The 17,380-nt window shown below is 63.8% G+C and carries 18 protein-coding genes; 9 read left to right on the top strand and 9 right to left on the bottom strand.

Annotation, left to right across the window (positions count from 1 at the left end):
* Window positions 1–68: 68 nt before the first annotated feature.
* Genes ACWCIA_RS10565 through mpl form a run of 5 tightly spaced genes read right to left on the bottom strand, consistent with a single transcriptional unit; the run spans window position 69 to window position 4,989 of the window.
* The gene (locus tag ACWCIA_RS10565; protein WP_454163053.1) at window positions 69–392 is read right to left on the bottom strand and encodes a hypothetical protein; all 324 of its coding nucleotides are present in this window, start codon (window positions 390–392) and stop codon (window positions 69–71) included.
* Window positions 392–2,434 carry a ribonuclease catalytic domain-containing protein gene (locus ACWCIA_RS10570; RefSeq protein ID WP_454163054.1) on the bottom strand — a complete coding sequence of 681 codons (2,043 nt, stop codon included), beginning with the start codon at window positions 2,432–2,434 and terminating at the stop codon, window positions 392–394. The genes ACWCIA_RS10565 and ACWCIA_RS10570 overlap by 1 nt, the downstream gene beginning before the upstream one ends.
* Before the next feature lies 1 nt (window position 2,435).
* A complete protein-coding gene (locus tag ACWCIA_RS10575; protein ID WP_454163056.1) occupies window positions 2,436–3,017 on the bottom strand; it encodes a chorismate--pyruvate lyase family protein in 582 nt (193 codons plus the stop codon).
* The gene (locus tag ACWCIA_RS10580) at window positions 3,014–3,622 is read right to left on the bottom strand and encodes a YqiA/YcfP family alpha/beta fold hydrolase (protein ID WP_454163058.1); all 609 of its coding nucleotides are present in this window, start codon (window positions 3,620–3,622) and stop codon (window positions 3,014–3,016) included. The genes ACWCIA_RS10575 and ACWCIA_RS10580 overlap by 4 nt, the downstream gene beginning before the upstream one ends.
* Window positions 3,619–4,989: a UDP-N-acetylmuramate:L-alanyl-gamma-D-glutamyl-meso-diaminopimelate ligase gene (gene mpl / locus ACWCIA_RS10585; protein ID WP_454163060.1), complete on the bottom strand. Its 1,371-nt coding sequence runs from the start codon at window positions 4,987–4,989 to the stop codon at window positions 3,619–3,621. The genes ACWCIA_RS10580 and mpl overlap by 4 nt, the downstream gene beginning before the upstream one ends.
* A gap of 76 nt (window positions 4,990–5,065) precedes the next feature.
* Between mpl and ACWCIA_RS10590 the strand changes: the two genes are divergently transcribed.
* From ACWCIA_RS10590 to ACWCIA_RS10625, 8 genes are all read left to right on the top strand, one after another.
* Window positions 5,066–5,698: a hypothetical protein gene (locus ACWCIA_RS10590; protein WP_454163062.1), complete on the top strand. Its 633-nt coding sequence runs from the start codon at window positions 5,066–5,068 to the stop codon at window positions 5,696–5,698.
* Window positions 5,695–6,249, top strand: coding sequence for a TlpA family protein disulfide reductase (locus tag ACWCIA_RS10595; protein ID WP_454163064.1), 555 nt, complete (start codon window positions 5,695–5,697; stop codon window positions 6,247–6,249). Before ACWCIA_RS10590 ends, ACWCIA_RS10595 begins: the two co-directional genes overlap by 4 nt.
* 151 nt (window positions 6,250–6,400) lie before the next feature.
* Window positions 6,401–6,832 (top strand): type II 3-dehydroquinate dehydratase, encoded by a 432-nt coding sequence (aroQ, locus tag ACWCIA_RS10600; protein ID WP_454163066.1) that lies wholly within the window; start codon window positions 6,401–6,403, stop codon window positions 6,830–6,832.
* Window positions 6,833–6,928: 96 nt separating this feature from the next.
* Window positions 6,929–7,396, top strand: coding sequence for an acetyl-CoA carboxylase biotin carboxyl carrier protein (gene accB / locus ACWCIA_RS10605; RefSeq protein WP_454163068.1), 468 nt, complete (start codon window positions 6,929–6,931; stop codon window positions 7,394–7,396).
* A 105-nt stretch (window positions 7,397–7,501) separates the two neighbouring features.
* On the top strand, window positions 7,502–8,890 hold the full coding sequence (gene accC / locus ACWCIA_RS10610) for an acetyl-CoA carboxylase biotin carboxylase subunit (RefSeq protein WP_454163070.1): 1,389 nt from the start codon (window positions 7,502–7,504) through the stop codon (window positions 8,888–8,890).
* Entirely contained in the window at window positions 8,887–9,840 is a 954-nt protein-coding gene (gene prmA, locus ACWCIA_RS10615; protein WP_454163072.1) for a 50S ribosomal protein L11 methyltransferase, read from the top strand. The genes accC and prmA overlap by 4 nt, the downstream gene beginning before the upstream one ends.
* Window positions 9,841–9,853: 13 nt before the next feature.
* The gene (locus tag ACWCIA_RS10620; protein ID WP_454163074.1) at window positions 9,854–11,359 is read left to right on the top strand and encodes a DUF3426 domain-containing protein; all 1,506 of its coding nucleotides are present in this window, start codon (window positions 9,854–9,856) and stop codon (window positions 11,357–11,359) included.
* Window positions 11,360–11,363: 4 nt separating this feature from the next.
* Entirely contained in the window at window positions 11,364–12,305 is a 942-nt protein-coding gene (locus ACWCIA_RS10625) for a carbohydrate kinase family protein (protein ID WP_454163076.1), read from the top strand.
* A 150-nt stretch (window positions 12,306–12,455) separates the two neighbouring features.
* On the opposite strand, the gene ACWCIA_RS10630 is transcribed toward ACWCIA_RS10625, so the two are convergent.
* Window positions 12,456–12,989 carry a YggT family protein gene (locus tag ACWCIA_RS10630; RefSeq protein WP_454163078.1) on the bottom strand — a complete coding sequence of 178 codons (534 nt, stop codon included), beginning with the start codon at window positions 12,987–12,989 and terminating at the stop codon, window positions 12,456–12,458.
* Window positions 12,990–13,068: 79 nt separating this feature from the next.
* The gene (locus ACWCIA_RS10635; protein ID WP_454163080.1) at window positions 13,069–13,518 is read right to left on the bottom strand and encodes a histone; all 450 of its coding nucleotides are present in this window, start codon (window positions 13,516–13,518) and stop codon (window positions 13,069–13,071) included.
* 121 nt (window positions 13,519–13,639) lie between these two features.
* On the opposite strand from ACWCIA_RS10635, the gene ACWCIA_RS10640 reads away from it, so the two are divergent.
* Window positions 13,640–14,908, top strand: a complete 1,269-nt coding sequence (locus tag ACWCIA_RS10640; protein ID WP_454163082.1) for a hypothetical protein — start codon at window positions 13,640–13,642, stop codon at window positions 14,906–14,908.
* A gap of 628 nt (window positions 14,909–15,536) precedes the next feature.
* On the opposite strand, the gene ACWCIA_RS10645 is transcribed toward ACWCIA_RS10640, so the two are convergent.
* Both ACWCIA_RS10645 and ACWCIA_RS10650 read right to left on the bottom strand, forming a co-directional pair.
* Window positions 15,537–15,767, bottom strand: coding sequence for a DUF2188 domain-containing protein (locus tag ACWCIA_RS10645; RefSeq protein ID WP_454163084.1), 231 nt, complete (start codon window positions 15,765–15,767; stop codon window positions 15,537–15,539).
* Window positions 15,768–16,238: 471 nt separating this feature from the next.
* Complete coding sequence (locus tag ACWCIA_RS10650; RefSeq protein ID WP_454163086.1) at window positions 16,239–17,366, bottom strand: ribonucleotide-diphosphate reductase subunit beta; 1,128 nt, start codon at window positions 17,364–17,366, stop codon at window positions 16,239–16,241.
* Window positions 17,367–17,380 lie beyond the last annotated feature (14 nt).

The following is a 17,380-nucleotide window of genomic DNA, read 5'->3' on the forward strand; positions in this document are numbered from 1 at the left end:
GAGGGCAGTTGAATCTGGGAATCCAAGCATTCTACCGTGCCAAACGGCCCTGCGGGAGGTTAGTGGCGCTACGGCAACGGCTGTGTGCCCGGCGCCTGCGGGCAGACGAGTTTCAGCGCCGCCCCATCCTGCTCCGCGAAGTATTCGACGCACTCTTCTCCCTGCCGGTGAATCGCGCGCATGCCGAAGGAGGAGGCGTAGTCGGCCTCGGTGAAGCTGACCGAGCCGTCATGGTCGAGGTCGATCGCTTCATAGGGCAAGGGCGAGCGGTACACCATCCAGCCGAACACGGCCCAGTAAGCCAGGATCAGCGCGGCCGTGACCAGCACCAGCGCGCGCAGCGACCGGTTCCTGCGCCCGCCGCCGGCGGCTCCCGCAGCCGAGGCGGCCATCAGGTACCGGCCTGGGCCGCGTCGTCCGTGCTCACGGCCGCCACGGCGCCTTCGGCTTCCACGGCTTCCTGCACAGCCGCCTCGCCGGCATCGACGCCTTCGCCCTCTTCCTCTTCAAAGGCGAGCTCCTCGCTCGGCGCCGCCGCCACTTCCAGCAGGCGCGCCTCCAGCGAGAGGTCGACTTCGTCCCAGCGCACGATGTCGAGGCGCACCTGGGCGCCGCGCGCCACCTGCGGCATGCCGGGCAGGCGCGTCACGAGCGGGATGTCGGTCAGGCGCAGCAGGTCCTCCTTGAGCACGACGGCGTCGACCTGGCGCGCGTTTTCCTGCCCCAGCCAGCGCAGGCACCAGTAGCGCTCCATCGTCTGCTGGTGGTCGTTGTAGGCCGCATAGGCGGCGTCGAAGGCCGAAACGATCGAGAACAGGGTCGCGTCGCGCGGCTTGAACGGCGCCACCAGCGGCGCGGTCACGCCGTGCTCGGCGCAGGCGATGATCTGCCACTGGTTGACCAGGTCCGTATAGCGGCGCAGCGGCGACGTGCTCCAGGCATACTGGTCGACGCCCAGGCCCTGGTGCGGGGCTGCGTGGGTGACCATGCGCACCTGCATCTTGGCGGCCCAGCCGGCGCCGCTGCCGGCGCCCTGCGAGCGGTAGATGCCCGGCACGCCGGAGTCGTGCAGCAGCTTGCCCCAGGTGCTGTTCGCAAAGATCATCAGCTCGGCGACGATCTTGTCGAGCGGCGCGCCGCGCTTCCTGCGCACGATCGAGACGACGTCGTCCTCGACGTAGAAGTTGAAGTCGACGCGGTTGCCCTGTTCCGGCTTCAGGCCAAAGGCTTCGCGCTTGAGCATGCGCCCCGCTTCCAGCTTCAGTGCCCATTTCCACAGCAGCGCCAGCTCGGCCTTGTGCGGATACTCGCCGGCGCCGTTTTCCAGCGTTTCCTCGTTGACCAGGTCGTCGAGGTCGTTGTGGCGCAGGTTGCTCTGGATCGGCACCAGCTCGGCGCGGGTCGTGGTCGAGATGGTCGACCAGTCTTGCGGGTTCAGCGTCGCGTACAGCGAGAGCGCCGGGCAGGTCGTGCCCTCGGCCAGGGTAAAGGCGTTGACGACTTCGTCCGGCAGCATCGTGATTTTATCGCCCGGCATGTACACAGTCGACATGCGGCTGCGCGCGATCTTGTCGATGGCGTCGTCCGGCTTGATCGCCAGGCCGGGCGCGGCGATGTGGATGCCCACGCGTACCGTGCCGTCATCGAGGTGCTCGACCGAGAAGGCGTCGTCGATCTCGGTGGTGGTCACGTCGTCGATCGAAAAGGCCGCCACATTGGCAGTCGGCAGCGCCGCCGGCGCGCCCGGCACCTCCACCTGCGGGAAGCCGGCGCCGCGCGGGAAGTGCTCGAACAGGAAGCGGCCCATGTGCAGGTCCTTCGGCGAAGCGATGCCGCCGGTGGACAGCATCAGCCGCGCCTCCGTCGTCTTCAGTTCGTCGGCGGCCGCCGCCAGCGCCTTGTATTCGATGGTGTTCTTGTCCGGCTTGAACAGCAGCTGGGCGACGATGGGCTGCATCGATTCGGGCAGCGTGCCCGCCTTCAGCTGCTCGACATAGGCCGCCTGCACCAGCGCCTGCTGCTTCTTCTTTTCGATGCCGGCCTGGGCCGCGCGCAGCGACTGCTCGGGCGCGGCCTTGTAGCGTCCGCGTCCTTTTTTATAGAAGTAGATCGGGGCATTGTGCAGCGCCAGCACCAGGCCGGCCGCTTCGCTCGGCAGCGGCGCGTGGCCGAAGTATTCGGCGCCCAGTTCGGCAAAGCCGAATTCCTCCTGGCCGGCCACTTCCCACAGGAAGTCCAGGTCGACCTCGGCGGCGATGCCCTTGGCCGCCTCGAGCAGCACTTCGGGTTCCGGCTTCTCGAACTGGAGCAGGACATCCTTGGTCTTGACCTTGGTGCGCTTGCCGCTCGCCAGTTCCACCTGATAGGCTTCACCGGCCGTCGACAGCACCGAGCCGACCTTGAAGTCGCCCGATTCTTCAAAAAATAGATTCATCTTATTTCGCGTTCTTGATTGTTGCGCCTGCGAGAGCGAGCACCGCCGGCAAGAATACCTCGGTGACCATCAGCAAGCCTTGATGGCGGCGGTAGACACAACGCCGCGCATGGAAAACATGTCCGTCCAGTTCATTCTTCAAGTGCGCGCGCAGGCGCGCCACCAGCGGATGGCCCGCGCGCAGCCGGGCAAACTCGAGCGGCCCGCGGGTGACCAGCGGATCGTAAAACAGGGTCGTGCCGAGCGAACGTTCGCCCAGCGCGGAAAACAGCGGCCAGTCACTCGCGGTGGCCGACATCGGCACGACGGTATGGCCGAAAACCACCGGCCTGCCGTCGCAGCACAGCAATACTTCGCGCTCCCACACCTGCTGGCGCCGCGCCAGGCCGATCGCCGCCGCCTCTTCCAGCGAACAGGCCGCGACCTTCTGGTGCAGGCGCCGCACGCGGAAACTGTCGCTGCTGGCCACCAGGCGCGCGGTCAGCGAACCTTTCGTTGCCAGCCAGTCGCGCATGGGCGCGTCGGCACCGACGGCATCGGCATGGCGGTGCCACTTCGCCAGCCGCAGCGACTGCCCCCTCACCCTGCCATGCCTGTCTGCGCCGCCTGCAATGGCTGAAGATGCGGCTGGCAAAACGCCAGGACCTCGTCCACATAGTCCGGGAATTCGGAAATGGCGTGGTCGCTGCCCTGGATCACGTGCTGGCGCGCGCCAGGGTAGTGGGCGACCATGTCGCGGTAATCGAGTACTTCGTCGCCGGTGGCCGCGATCAAAAAATAGCGTTCGGGCCGCGTGATGCGCTCGACCTTCAGGGCGGCCAGTTCGTCGACGTACTCGCGGCGGAACTCGAAGGGATCGTTCGAATGCCAGGCGGTAGTAACGCCGACGTGCTTGTCCAGGCTGGCGCAGGGATCGACCGCCGGATTGAGCAGCACGGCGCGCGCGCCGAGGCGTTCGGCCAGCCAGGTCGCATAAAAGCCGCCCAGCGAGGAGCCGATGATCGCCAGGTTGTCGGGCGCGTAGCGCTCGGCCAGCAGCAAGGCCAGTTCCATCGCCGCCTTGGGCGAGGCCGGCAGCTGCGGGCAGATCAGATCGTTCGCGCGCCCGATGGCCGTCATCCGCTCGTGCACCACGCGCGCTTTAAAAGAGCGCGGCGAGGAGCGGAAGCCGTGAAGGTACAGAATCATTTCGCCAGCGCCTCGAGCAGCTTCTGGTGCACGCCGCCGAAGCCGCCGTTGCTCATCACGAGGATGTGGTCGCCCGGCTGGGCCGCCTGGATGATCGCCTGCACCATGTAGTCGATCTGGTCGAAGCTGTGCGCAATCGTGCCCAGCGGCTTCAATGCATCGGCCAGCGACCAGCCCAGCGCCTGCTGGCTGCCGAAGCCGAACACCAGGTCCGCATCTTTCAAACTGCCCGGCAGCGCGTCCTTCATGGCGCCCAGCTTCATGGTGTTCGAGCGCGGCTCGAGCACGGCCAGGATGCGGCCATTGGTGCCGATGCGCTGGCGCAGGCCGCCCACGGTCGTCGCGATGGCCGTCGGGTGGTGCGCGAAATCGTCGTACACGGTGATGTTATTGACCACGCCGCGCACTTCCATGCGGCGCTTGACGCTCTGGAAGCGCGACAGCGAATCGACGGCCTGGGCCACCGGCACGCCGACGTGGCGGGCGGCGGCGATCGCAGCCAGCGCGTTCGAGCGGTTGTGCTTGCCGGTGAGCTCCCAGTGGACCGTGCCCTGGTTTTCACCGTTGAACATGACGTCGAAGCTGGCGCCGCCCGGGTGCTCGACCAGGGTCCAGTTCACGCCCTGCGATTCGCCAAAGGTCTCTTTGTCGCTCCAGCAGCCGCGCTTGATCACGCGCGCCAGCGAGGCTTCGTCGCCGTTCACGACCAGGCGGCCGACGCCCGGCACGGTGCGCACCAGGTGGTGGAACTGGGTTTCGATGGCGCCGATGTCCGGGAAGATGTCGGCGTGGTCGAATTCCAGGTTGTTCAGCACGGCCGTCTTCGCGTGGTAGTGCACGAACTTGCTGCGCTTGTCGAAGAAGGCGGTGTCGTATTCGTCGGCTTCGATCACGAAGAAGTCCGACTCCGAATCGCCTTGCAGGCGCGCCGAGATACCGAAGTTCATCGGCACGCCGCCGATCAGGAAGCCCGGAGAATGGCCGGCGTCTTCCAGGATCCAGGCCAGCATCGACGAAGTCGTGGTCTTGCCGTGCGTGCCGGCCACGGCCAGCACCCATTTTTCACGCAAAATATGTTCGCCAATCCACTGCGGGCCCGACACATACGGCAGGCCGCGGTTCAGGATTTCCTCGATCAGCGGGTTCCCGCGGGTCATCACGTTGCCGACGACATACAGGTCGGGATTCAGGGACACCTGTTCCGGCCCATAGCCCTGGATCAGTTCGATGCCCTGGGCTTCGAGCTGGGTACTCATCGGGGGATAGACGTTGGCGTCGCAACCGGTGACGCGGTGACCGGCTTCCTTCGCCAGGACTGCCAGGCCGCCCATGAAGGTGCCGCAAATGCCGAGGATGTGAATGTGCATGATCGTGAGGAATAAAGCGAATACGCGATTCTACCCGACGCGATGCCATTTTTCGTTCAAGAGTATGATCAGGGTCATGATGCCAACACAGAACTATGACCTCTTACAGTTGCGCGCCCAGATTGCCGCAACGGCGGCGCGCATGATCGCGCAGGACGGCGCCGACTATGCCACGGCGCGCAAAAAAGCGGCCCGGCAAGTGCTCGGCGTGGATCAGCCTCAACCCAATTTAATGCCGGACAACGGCGAGATCGAAGACGAAGTGCGGCGCTACCAGGCCTTGTTTGGCGGGGCTGCTCATGCCGAACGCCTGCAGGCGCTGCGCGAGTCCGCCCTGGAAGTCATGGATGCGCTGGCCGAGTTCCGCCCTTACCTCACCGGCGCCGTACTGAACGGCACTGCAGGCGAGCACGACGACATCCACCTGCAACTCTTCGCCGACAGCGCGAAGGAAGTCGAGATCTTTCTCCTGAACCGCAACGTCAATATAGACATCTCGGAAACCCCGCATTTCAAGGGCGCGCGTCACGACCCGGTTGAAACGGTGAGCTTCCTGTGGCATAACGAGGCCGTGCACGCCGAGTTGTATGATTTTCATGACTTGCGCGGCGCACTCAAGCCACGGGGCGACGGCCGCCTGCAGCGCGTCGACGCTGCCGGCCTGCGCGCCCTGATGTCCACCGATCAATCCCTGGAACAGGACGAATGAACAAGAAGAAATTGGCCGCCCTCGTGGCCGTAGCAGTGATTTTTGGCGCGCTCGGCGCCGTGTTCGGCAGCAAGACGCGGGAAGCGGCCCCGGTGACGACCGCCATCGCCCCCACCGGCGGGCCAGCCCATACCGCCTCCACTAATCTATATGCGCAAACCCTGAACGACCTGTCGGGCAAGCCGCAATCGCTTGCCCAATGGAAAGGCAAAGCCTTGCTCGTGAACTTCTGGGCGACCTGGTGCGCCCCGTGCGTGCAGGAAATGCCCGAACTCTCGGCCTTGGCCAACGAAGAGGCGGGCAAGCGGTTCAACGTGATCGGCGTCGGCATCGACTCCCCAAGCGCGATGAGTGAATTTGCCACCAAGCACAACATCAAGTATCCGCTGTACGTAGGCGGCATGGGCGGCACCGAACTGTCGCGCGAATTCGGCAACCCGAGCGGCGGCCTGCCCTTCACGGTCTTGATTGGTGCCGATGGGCAAGTAAAGAAGACCTACCTCGGCAAATTGAAATTCGACGAGTTGAAGGCCGACCTGGCGGCGCTGTAGGGTGACGGCAGAGCTCGCGAACGGTCGTTCTTTTCCGAACTCCGCGCAAGTCCCAATCAAGTCGCTGTTATCCACGGAGAATTTTATCGCTTGCCAATAAGCGATGTTGGCGGCAAAATGCGTCACTTTCGAGGATAGACTCTACAAACTAATGGCGAAAAAGCTACTGCTGCTCAACGGCCCCAACCTGAATCTGCTGGGAACCCGAGAGCCTGCGGTGTATGGCGCGGCAACGCTGGCCGACATCGAAAGTGCAGCCCAGACCCAGGTCCAGGCTGCAGGCGGGTCGCTTTCCTGCTTTCAAAGCAACAATGAAGGTGCGCTGATCGACCGCATCCATGCCGCCCGCGAGGAAGGCATCGACGCGATCGTCATCAATCCTGGCGGGCTGACCCACACGAGCGTGGCGCTGCGCGATGCGCTGTCCGCAGTGGCGATCCCGTTTATTGAGGTGCATATCTCGAACATTTACCAGCGCGAAGCCTTCCGCCACCATTCGTACCTGTCTGCCATTGCCCGCGGCACCATCTGCGGGCTGGGGGTGGACGGATACCGGTTGGCCATCGACTTCGTGCTTAAATAGCTTTAATCTACGTCAACTTCAGACATCATGCGCAGCGGCGCCCTCTCCTGGCGCGCTGTACCTTACTCATCACACAATAATTCCAAGGGGTTTCACATGGATCTACGTAAACTCAAGACTTTGATTGACCTCGTCGCCGAATCGGACATCGCCGAACTCGAAGTGACCGAAGGCGAGAGCAAGGTCCGCATCGTCAAGTCGTCCGCTACGCCCCAAGGCCAGATGGTCATGATGCCGTCGAACGGCATGCAGCAATTCTCGGCGCCGGCCCCTGCCGCGCCAGCCGCACCCGTTGCCGCTCCTGCACCGGCCGCGCCTGCTGCCGAGACCGGCCACGTGATCAAGTCGCCGATGGTCGGCACCTTCTACCGTTCGTCCGCACCAGGCGCCCCGGCCTTCGTCGAAGTCGGCGCCAACATCAAGGAAGGCGACACCCTCTGCATCATCGAAGCGATGAAGCTCCTGAACGAAATCGACGCCGAAGTGTCGGGCGTCGTGACCAAGATCCTGGTGGAAAATGGCCAGCCGGTCGAATTCGGCCAGCCGCTGTTCGTGATCGGCTAAGTTTCGGCTTTCGATTCGCCCCCCGGCCGTGACTTCTTCCCGGCCGCATGATCCCGAACCCAGGCCGGCGCACGACGCCGGCTCTCTCACAGAACAAGCCTAACCATGTTTGAAAAAATTCTCATCGCCAATCGTGGTGAAATCGCGCTGCGTATCCAGCGCGCGTGCCGCGAAATGGGCATCAAGACGGTGGTCGTTCACTCGGAAGCCGACAAGGACGCCAAGTATGTGAAGCTGGCCGACGAGTCCGTTTGCATCGGCCCGGCGCAATCTTCGCTGAGCTACCTGAACATGCCGGCCATCATCAGCGCCGCCGAAGTGACCGACGCCGAAGCGATCCACCCAGGCTACGGCTTCCTGTCGGAAAACGCCGACTTCGCCGAGCGCGTGGAAAAATCGGGCTTCGTCTTCATCGGCCCGCGTTCCGATTCGATCCGCCTGATGGGCGACAAGGTCTCGGCCAAGCAGGCCATGATCAAGGCCGGCGTGCCCTGCGTGCCGGGTTCGGACGGCGCCCTGCCGGAAGACCCGAAGGAAATCATCCAGACCGCCCGCAAGGTCGGCTATCCGGTCATCATCAAGGCGGCCGGCGGCGGCGGCGGTCGCGGCATGCGCGTCGTCCACACCGAAGCGGCCCTGCTCAACGCTGTGCAGATGACCAAGACCGAAGCCGGTACCGCCTTCGGCAATCCGGAAGTCTATATGGAGAAGTACCTGGAAAATCCACGCCACGTGGAAATCCAGATCCTCGCCGACGAACACAGGAACGCCGTCTGGCTGGGCGAGCGCGACTGCTCGATGCAGCGCCGCCACCAGAAGGTGATCGAGGAAGCGCCGGCGCCGGGCATCCCACGCAAGCTGATCGAAAAGATCGGCGACCGCTGCGCCGAAGCCTGCCGCAAGATCGGCTACCGCGGCGCGGGCACTTTCGAGTTCCTGTACGAAAACGGCGAGTTCTACTTCATCGAGATGAACACCCGCGTCCAGGTCGAGCACCCGGTCACCGAAATGATCACCGGCATCGACATCGTGCAGGAGCAGATCCGCATCGCCTGCGGCGAGAAGCTGCGCTTCAAGCAGCGCGACATCATGCTGGCCGGCCACGCGATCGAATGCCGCATCAATGCCGAAGATCCATTTAAGTTCACGCCGTCGCCGGGCCGCATCACCGGCTGGCACCCGCCGGGCGGCCCTGGCATCCGTGTCGATTCGCACTCGTATGCGGGTTATTATGTTCCACCTCATTACGACTCGATGATCGGCAAGGTAATTTCCTACGGTGCAACGCGCGAGCAGGCGATCCGCCGCATGCAAATTGCGCTGTCGGAAATGGTGGTGGAAGGTATCCTGACCAACATCCAGCTGCACCGCGAGCTGATGGTCGATGCCCGCTTCATCGAAGGCGGCACCAACATCCACTACCTCGAGCAAAAGCTGGCCAACCGCCCGGACACGAAGATCGCCCTGGGCACTGACAACAAGGCAGACGCATGAGCTGGACTGAAGTCGTCATCGAAATCGCACGCGAACACGCCGAAGGCCTGTCGGACGCCTTGATGGAAGCGGGCGCGCTGTCGGTCTCGGTGGAAGACGCCGACGAGGGTACCGACCAGGAAAAGCCGCTGTTCGGCGAGCCCGGCATGGAACCGACGGAAGCGGCCTGGGACCACAGCCGCGTCGTGGCGCTGACCGATACCGACGCCGACCAGCAGGCCATCGTGGCCGAAGCGGCCGCCGCCATCGGCCTGGCCAGCGTGCCGGCGTTCACCACCCGTGCGGTGGCGGACGCCGACTGGGTGCGCCTGACGCAGTCGCAGTTCGAGCCGATCCACATCGGCACCAACATCTGGGTCGTGCCGAGCTGGCACGAGGCGCCTGATCCTGACGGTTTGATTCTTGAACTCGATCCGGGCCTGGCCTTCGGCACCGGCAGCCATCCGACCACCCGCCTGTGCATGGAGTGGCTCGAAGCCCACCCCAAGCCCGGCAAATCGGTGCTGGACTACGGCTGCGGCTCGGGCATCCTGGCGATGGTCGCCAAGAAGCTGGGCGCGGCGGACGTCGCCGGCGTCGACATCGACCCGCAGGCGATCGAGTCGGCACGCGCCAACGCCGAACGCAACGGTTGCGAGATCAGCTTCTACGTGCCGGACGCGTTCGCAGCCTCGTCGAACGAGCGCCATGCGGGCGGCAAGTTCGACATCGTGGTCGCCAACATCCTGTCGAGCCCATTGAAACTGATGGCGCCGATGTTGTCCGGCCGCGTGGCGCCCGGCGGTTCGCTGGTGCTGTCGGGCGTGCTGGCGCGCCAGGCCGAGGAAGTGGCCGCCGCCTACGCACCTTTCATCAAGCTGGGCGTCTGGGCCGAGCAGGACGGCTGGGTTGCCCTTCAGGGGACGCTTGGCCAGGACACGGTACCGGCCGCGCGCTCCACTTCTGCTTAACGGGAGCCCAGGCATGGCGCTCGCCACCCAATGCCCCCACTGCGGCACGATGTTCCGGGTCGCCTCGGACCAACTCAAGCTGCGCGGGGGCATCGTGCGCTGCGGCGCCTGCCAGGAGATCTTCGACGGCAGCGCCACGCTGGTCGACCTCGACAAGCTGCCCCCCAAGGCGCCGGCGCAGCCTGTCCCTGCTCCCCCCCCCGATGTAACGCCCGCCGAGACCGCGCCGGTCCCGGAACCTGCTTCGTCCGAGGACGAGCTGCCTTTCACCATCGTCGACACCGGGGACGGCGCCGGCGAATCTACCGAAGCCCCGGCGCTGCCTGAACAAACGGACTTCGAGGACCAGCCGGTCTACACGCTCGACTTCGACCACACCTTCGACCCGCTCGGCATCCTGCCGAAGGTGGCGTCGCCCGACGATGCCGGCGATGAAGGCAAGCTCGCGGCCGAACCGGCAACGGTAGCCGACGAGGACATCGATCCGCTGTCGCTGCTGCAGCCCTGGTCGCGCCCGCCGAAGGAAACGGTCGACGCACCTGCCCCGGAAACCGCGCTTGCGGATGCGCCGGCTGCCATGCCGTCCACCGAGGAGGAGGCCATCGCTCCCGAGACGGTCACGCCGGCGCCGGAGCAGGCCGCGCCGCTCGTGCACGCGGCCATCGCGCCGGACAGCAGCGGCCGTCGCGAACCCGTCTTCGACCTGCCCGTGGACGAAGAGCTGGTGGCCACCGCCCTGCCCGACCACGAACCCGAATCCGCCCCGAGCGCCGCTGCCGTTGCCGGCGCCGCACCGCAGCCGCGCCCGCGCGCCGACGACGCGCCGCCACTGCTGACGCGCGAGTCCGCCGCCAGCACTTATTCTCCTGCCGCGGCACCAGTGCCGCCGGTGCCGCGCACGCCTGCGGCGAAACGGGCCGAAAAAGCCGCCGCGCGCCGCTCCAAGCTGACCCCGACCAGGATCGAGCCGCAGCCGAAACTGCGCGTTGCCGAGATCGACGAGCCCGAATTCGTCAGGCGCAGCCGCCACCAGGAACAATCCGGGCGCACCCGCAGGATCGCCATGCTGGCCGGCTCGGCCGTGCTGCTGCTGGTCCTGGTCGCGCAAGGCCTGACTACCTTCCGCAACGCCCTCGCCGCGCGCTTCCCGGCGGCCAAGCCCGCGCTGGTGTCGAGCTGCGCCCTGCTGGGCTGCCGCGTCGAACTGCCGGCGCAGGTCGACAGCCTGGCGATCGAAACGGGCGAACTGACGACCCTCGGCGGCGGCGCCTATTCGTTCACGACCGAGCTGCGCAACGGTTCCGCCACGGCGCAAGCCTGGCCGAGCCTGGAACTGACCCTGATCGACACCAACGACAAGCCGCTGGTGCGCCGCGTGTTCGCGCCGCGCGACTACCTCGCCCCGGGGACGCTGGTCGCGAACGGCATGGCGCCCGGCGCCACCCAGGCCATCAAGCTCCACTTCCGCGTGGACGACCTGCAACCATCCGGCTACCACATCGCCGTCTTCTATCCTTGAGCATATGACCCACACCACCCTGATCTGCGGATCGCTGGCCTTCGACAAAATCATGCAGTACCACGGCCGCTTCGCAGAGACCCTGCTGGCGGACCAGCTGCACCGCGTGAACGTCTCCTTCCTGGTGCCGACCCTGCGCACCGAGTACGGCGGCTGCTCGGCCAACATCGCCTACAACCTCAAGCTGCTCGGCGGCGACCCGCTGATCATGGCGACCATCGGCCAGGACGGCGGCGACTACCTCGAGCGCCTGCGCAACTTCGGCATCAAGACGCGCGCCATCAAGACCATCGGCGACGCCTACACGGCCCAGTGCTTCGTCACCGCCGACCAGGACAACAACCAGATCAACGCCTTCCACCCGGGCGCCATGCAGTTCTCGCACGAGAACAACGTGGCCGACTGCGGCGAACTGCGCGTGGCGATCATCGCTCCGGACGGCCGCGACGGCATGCTCAAGCACGCGCGCGACTGCGCCGCGCTGGGCGTGCCCTTCATGTTCGACCCGGGCCAGCAGCTGCCGATGTTCAGCGGCGAAGAACTGCTCGCCTTTATCGAACAGGCGACCTACCTGGCCGCCAACGACTACGAATTCGAGATGGTGATGGAGCGTACCAAGCTGTCGCTCGACGAGATCGCATCGCGCCTGGACGCCCTGATTGTCACGCGCGGCGAAAAGGGTTCCGAGATCTACGCCGGCGGCGAACGCTACGACATCCCGGCCGTGCCGGCAGCCGCCGTGGTCGACCCGACCGGCTGCGGCGACGCCTACCGCGCCGGCCTCCTGTACGGCATCGCGCAAGGCTTCGACTGGAGCACCACCGGCCGCCTCGCCAGCCTGCTCGGCTCGATCAAGATCGCCCACCAGGGCGGCCAGAACCACACCTTTACGCCTGCCGAGATCGCGACCAGATTCGAAGCCGCGTTCGGCTACCGCTTCAATTAGTCGCCTACGGCCCGCGCCCGAGGCATCGTCTGTAGGGTGAACTCGTCATTCAAGCCCCCGGCTTGAATAACTCCACGCGTTGCGCACATCAAGCGAAGCCAAAAAAATGGGCAGCCCACGCTGCCCATTTTCACATCCCGCCTGGACCGCTCAATACGGCCCCGGTATCACCATCCTCACCAGGTACAGCACGATCTGCAGCAGCAGCACCGCCACCAGCACCGACAAATCCAGCCCGCCGATCGGCGGCACCACGCGGCGGATCGGCCGTAGCAGAGGATCGTTCAGCGCGTGCACGAAGGGCGCCAGCGGCGCGTGCGGATTGACCCAGCTGAAGATGGCCTCGATGATCAGCAGCGCCACGAAACCGTAGATGATCCACTTGACGAAGCGGCCGAGCGCGAACAGGAACACCTGCTCGCCTGTCGCTCCCGCAAGCAGGTAGATCGAGGTGGCCAGCAGCACCACGACGAAGGCGGCGATCAGACTCGCCCAGTCGTAGCCGCCCGCGCCCGGCACGATGCGGCGCAGCGGCTTGACCAGCCAATCGCTCAGCGTGAACGTGAACTGTGCCACCGACGAGGGAGGACGAACGCGGATGGCCTGCATCCAGAAACGCAGAAGCAGCACCGCACCCAATACGGTGGCAGCGGTATCGACGATCAACTGAAGAATGGGCAGCACGAGGACTCCTTGAAATAAAAAACCGCTGTGTGAACGGTTCACACAGCGGTATTTTGCCCTAAGCGGGCTTGTCCTGCTATTACGGACGGCTGCTGGTCGGGAACGGCCAGGCGGCGGCCGGCGACAGCGTGGTCTTCGCGGCTGGAGCCGGTGCGGCCGGCTTGGCTTCCGCGCCTGCCTGGGCGGCCGGCTGCGCCGACGGCTTGGCCTCTGCCTTGGCGGCCGGCTTCTTGGCTGCCGATTTCTTGGCGGCCGGCTTGGCCGCAGCTTCCGGCTTGGCTTCGGCCTTGGCGGACGCCTCAGGCTTGGCTTCCGCCTTGGCTGCCGCTTCCGGCTTGGCCTCGGCCTTGGCAGCCGCTTCCGGCTTCGCTTCGGCTTTGGCTTCCGGCTTGGCTTCGGCCTTCATCTCGGTCTTCGGTTCCGGCTTGGCTTCGGCTTTCGTGGCGGCTGGCTTGGCTGCCGGCTTGGCGGCTGGCTTGGTCGCTGCCTTGGCTGCTGGCTTGGCTGCTGCTTTCGGCGCTTCCGTCACGGCTGGCTTGGCTGCCGGCTTGGTGGCTGCCTTGGCTGCAGGCTTGGTTGCTGCGGCCTTGGCCGGAGCCTGTGCTGCGGTCTTGGTCGCTGCCTGCTTCGCTGGTGCCTTGGCTGCGGTCTTGGCTGCGGTCTTCGCTGGTGCTTTAGCTGCAGTCTTCGCTGGTGCCTTGGCTGCGGTCTTTGCTGGTGCTTTAGCCGCGGTCTTTGCCGGTGCCTTGGCTGCGGTCTTCGCTGGTGCCTTGGCTGCGGTCTTCGCTGGTGCCTTGGCCGCAGTCTTTGCCGGTGCCTTGGCTGCGGTCTTTGCTGGTGCCTTGGCTGCGGTCTTCGCTGGTGCCTTGGCTGCGCTCTTCGCTGGTGCCTTCGCTGCGGTCTTCGCTGGTGCCTTAGCTGCGGCCTTTGCCGGTGCCTTGGCTGCGGTCTTCGCTGGTGCCTTGGCTGCAGTCTTGGCTGGTGCTTTAGCTGCGGCCTTTGCTGGTGCCTTGGCTGCAGTCTTCGCTGGTGCCTTAGCTGCGGTTTTTGCCGGTGCTTTAGCGGCGGTCTTTGCCGGTGCCTTGGCAGCGGTCTTCGCTGGTGCTTTAGCTGCGGCTTTTGCCGGTGCCTTGGCAGCGGTCTTCGCTGGTGCCTTGGCAGCGGTCTTCGCTGGTGCTTTAGCTGCGGCTTTTGCCGGTGTCTTGGCAGCAGTCTTCGCAGGTGCCTTGGCTGCGCTCTTGGCTGGTGCCTTGGCCGCAGTCTTCGCTGGTGCCTTGGCTGCAGTCTTCGCAGGTGCTTTAGCTGCGGTCTTCGCTGGTGCTTTAGTAGCGGTCTTCGCTGGTGCCTTGGCTGCGGTCTTTGCCGGTGCCTTGGCTGCGGTCTTCGCTGGTGCTTTGGCTGCGGCCTTCGCCGGTGCCTTGGCTGCAGTCTTCGCTGATGCCTTGGCGGCCGACTTGGTCGCTGCGGCTTTCGCTACCGGCTTGGCGGCAGCGGCCTTCTTCGCGGCTGGCTTGGCTGCTGGTTTTGCTGCAGCTTTGGCGGCTGGCTTGGCTGCCGGCTTCGCTGCGGCCTTTGCCGCTGGCTTCGCTGCAGCTTTCGCCGCCGGCTTGGCAGCGGCTTTTGCCGGCGTCTTCGCTGCGGCTTTTGCCGGCGTCTTCGCTGCGGCTTTGGCGGCCGGCTTGGCGGCGACAGCCTGCTTGGCAGCTGGTTTTTCTGCGGCGGCCTTGGCGGCCGGTTTGGCGGCAGCCTTGGCTGCCGGTTTTGCTGCTGGTTTCTTAGCGGCTGTTGCCATTTTCGTTCTCCTTCTCTGCGATGAGAAAATACGCTACAAGGTTGAAATCCGGCCGACCCTGAAGTCAGGCGAATCATTCATCGGCATAAACCAATCGGTCACTGCCCATGAATCCGGCACCAGCTGAACTGCTGCAACTCCTCACGATTGCAGCGCTTCAGCCAACGACGTCGGGACACTCCCCCACTGTTTCAGTTGCGTTTTCACATCGCTACCTTTGCAGGCACGAAAAGAAAAAGCCGCCTTGCCTGAAGAAGATCAGGCAGTGCGGCTTGTTCTTTTCGCTTGGCGTTTGTGCATACTGATGGAATCAGCGTCCCATGAATTCGATCGGTTTAGTTTGCCCCCGAACATGCAAAAACTGACATGTTCATGTTTTGACAAATTCAATCACGTAAAGTACACGAAAACCTTGTCAGTGCGCAACCCGCGCACGGTTAAAACGCCCTATTGGACCATTTCGCGACGCCCCGTGCCTGCGAAGGCACTTGATCGGGATCACTTGGAGCGTAAATCAGCGTTTGAGGACGGCCGAAAGACATCAGGGGCACCGTCAAATATGACATAAAAAAACCCAGCAATTGCTCGCCGGGTTCTTCGTGGTTCGCTACCTCTTCAGGTCACGGCTTGCAGAATCAATCCCACTTCAGCGAGTTCTGGGTCGCCCAGATAGCTTTGCAAGATCTCAAGATCGCAAGACTGCCTGCTGACTGTCCCCGCTCCTCTCAAAATTGATTTTTGATCTTCAGTGCCATTTAACCTTTTGGTGGACTGGGATCGTTACCGTGGCTATCTCGTTCACGGATCTGACCGTTGGGACGATGAATATACAGTTCTGTATGCTGGTTTTGAGAGATTGTACGAGCCCTCTCAATTGCCTCACGTTGTGTCGAGAAAGTGCCCGACACACGGTCAGAATTTTCCCGGCGTACTGCCCAGCCATCGTTATGCGGGACAACATGATGATTGTTTTTCCTTGCTGTCATATCTATACCTTAAGTGTAGTAGTGAGGAGCAGCATGCTCCTCACATGGCCAATTACTTAGTTGGCACTAAAAAGCACCATGCTTCGTAGCCGTATTCATGCGCATCAAGAACACGTTGTGAAGAACCGCGCACTTTGCGAAACCTACAGCAGACCCAGCGAAAACCTTGCGGGGCTGGCTTTGCGTTTATACGACGCACATAGATCACCTCCAATCCAGGTGGTGGACTAAGAGTGAGCTTCTAAGGTATAGTGAAAGACCTCACGTTTCTCACTAGTACCCTAGTTAGGACACCCCCGTTGAGCCACCTTGCCCAACGGTACAGAACGGACCTAGGCCTAGGAACCTAGGTCCGTTTTTGTTTTTTGGCGTAATTTCCCGAAGCTTGCAAGTTTTGAACTTGCAGCGGGAACATTTTCGTTGATATAGACGTGCTACCTACTTTGCAAGCCCAGCAGCACTATAAGCCCATCAATCCCAGTTCAGCGCCCCACCGGTCTGGTACTCGGTCACGCGCGTCTCGAAGAAGTTGCGCTCCTTCTTCAGGTCGATCATCTCGCTCATCCACGGGAACGGATTCTCTTCGTTCGGGAACAGCGGATCGAGGCCGATCTGCACGGCGCGGCGATTCGCGATGAAGCGCAGGTAACCCTTGAACATGGTCGCGTTCAGGCCCAGCACGCCGCGCGGCATCGTGTCTTCGGCGTAGCGGTATTCGAGTTCCACGGCTTCCAGGAACAGGGCCTTGATCTCCTCGCGGAAGGCCGGGGTCCACAGCAGCGGGTTTTCCATCTTGATCGTGTTGATCAGGTCGATGCCGAAGTTCACGTGCATCGACTCGTCGCGCAGGATGTACTGGTACTGCTCGGCGGCGCCGGTCATCTTGTTCTGGCGGCCGAGCGCCAGGATCTGGGTGAAGCCGACGTAGAAGAACAGGCCTTCCATCATGCAGGCGAAGACGATGATCGATTTCAGCAGCGTCTGGTCCGCTTCGAGCGTACCGGTCTTGAAGTCAGGATCGGTCAGGACGTTGATGTACGGGATCAGGAACTGGTCCTTGTCGTGGATCGACGCGATCTCGTTGTAGGCGTTGAAGATTTCCTTCTCGTCCAGGCCCAGCGACTCGACGATGTACTGGTAGGCGTGGGTGTGGATTGCCTCTTCGAAAGCCTGGCGCAGCAGGTACTGGCGGCATTCCGGCGCCGTGATGTGGCGGTAGGTGCCCAGCACGATGTTGTTGGCGGCCAGCGAGTCGGCGGTGACGAAGAAGCCGAGGTTGCGCTTGACCAGGCGGCGCTCGTCTTCCGACAGGCCGTTCGGGCTCTTCCACAGCTCGATGTCGCGCTGCATGTTCACTTCTTGCGGCATCCAGTGGTTCGCGCAGCCGGCCAGGTACTTGTCCCAGGCCCACTTGTACTTGAACGGCACCAGCTGGTTGACGTCGGTCTTGCCGTTGATGATGCGCTTGTCGTCGGCGTTGACGCGCTTGGCGACCTCGGCGGCGCTGGCGCCTTCCGACGCGGCGGCGCCGGCAGGCAGTGGTGCGCGCGCAGTTGGTACGCCTTGCGCGCTGGTTGGTTCATCGTCCCATGACAACATGATGGTTCCTTCTT

This window comes from Massilia sp. SYSU DXS3249 (assembly GCF_053668055.1).

Bases quoted from the DNA above. Each gene is read 5' to 3' on its own strand.
- ACWCIA_RS10565 (WP_454163053.1), bottom strand. From the start codon at position 392: ATGGCCGCCTCGGCTGCGGGAGCCGCCGGCGGCGGGCGCAGGAACCGG.
- ACWCIA_RS10570 (WP_454163054.1), bottom strand. From the start codon at position 2,434: ATGAATCTATTTTTTGAAGAATCGGGCGACTTCAAGGTCGGCTCGGTG.
- ACWCIA_RS10580 (WP_454163058.1), bottom strand. From the start codon at position 3,622: ATGATTCTGTACCTTCACGGCTTCCGCTCCTCGCCGCGCTCTTTTAAA.
- mpl (WP_454163060.1), bottom strand. From the start codon at position 4,989: ATGCACATTCACATCCTCGGCATTTGCGGCACCTTCATGGGCGGCCTG.
- ACWCIA_RS10590 (WP_454163062.1), top strand. From the start codon at position 5,066: ATGATGCCAACACAGAACTATGACCTCTTACAGTTGCGCGCCCAGATT.
- ACWCIA_RS10595 (WP_454163064.1), top strand. From the start codon at position 5,695: ATGAACAAGAAGAAATTGGCCGCCCTCGTGGCCGTAGCAGTGATTTTT.
- aroQ (WP_454163066.1), top strand. From the start codon at position 6,401: ATGGCGAAAAAGCTACTGCTGCTCAACGGCCCCAACCTGAATCTGCTG.
- accB (WP_454163068.1), top strand. From the start codon at position 6,929: ATGGATCTACGTAAACTCAAGACTTTGATTGACCTCGTCGCCGAATCG.
- accC (WP_454163070.1), top strand. From the start codon at position 7,502: ATGTTTGAAAAAATTCTCATCGCCAATCGTGGTGAAATCGCGCTGCGT.
- prmA (WP_454163072.1), top strand. From the start codon at position 8,887: ATGAGCTGGACTGAAGTCGTCATCGAAATCGCACGCGAACACGCCGAA.
- ACWCIA_RS10620 (WP_454163074.1), top strand. From the start codon at position 9,854: ATGGCGCTCGCCACCCAATGCCCCCACTGCGGCACGATGTTCCGGGTC.
- ACWCIA_RS10625 (WP_454163076.1), top strand. From the start codon at position 11,364: ATGACCCACACCACCCTGATCTGCGGATCGCTGGCCTTCGACAAAATC.
- ACWCIA_RS10645 (WP_454163084.1), bottom strand. From the start codon at position 15,767: ATGACAGCAAGGAAAAACAATCATCATGTTGTCCCGCATAACGATGGC.
- ACWCIA_RS10650 (WP_454163086.1), bottom strand. From the start codon at position 17,366: ATGTTGTCATGGGACGATGAACCAACCAGCGCGCAAGGCGTACCAACT.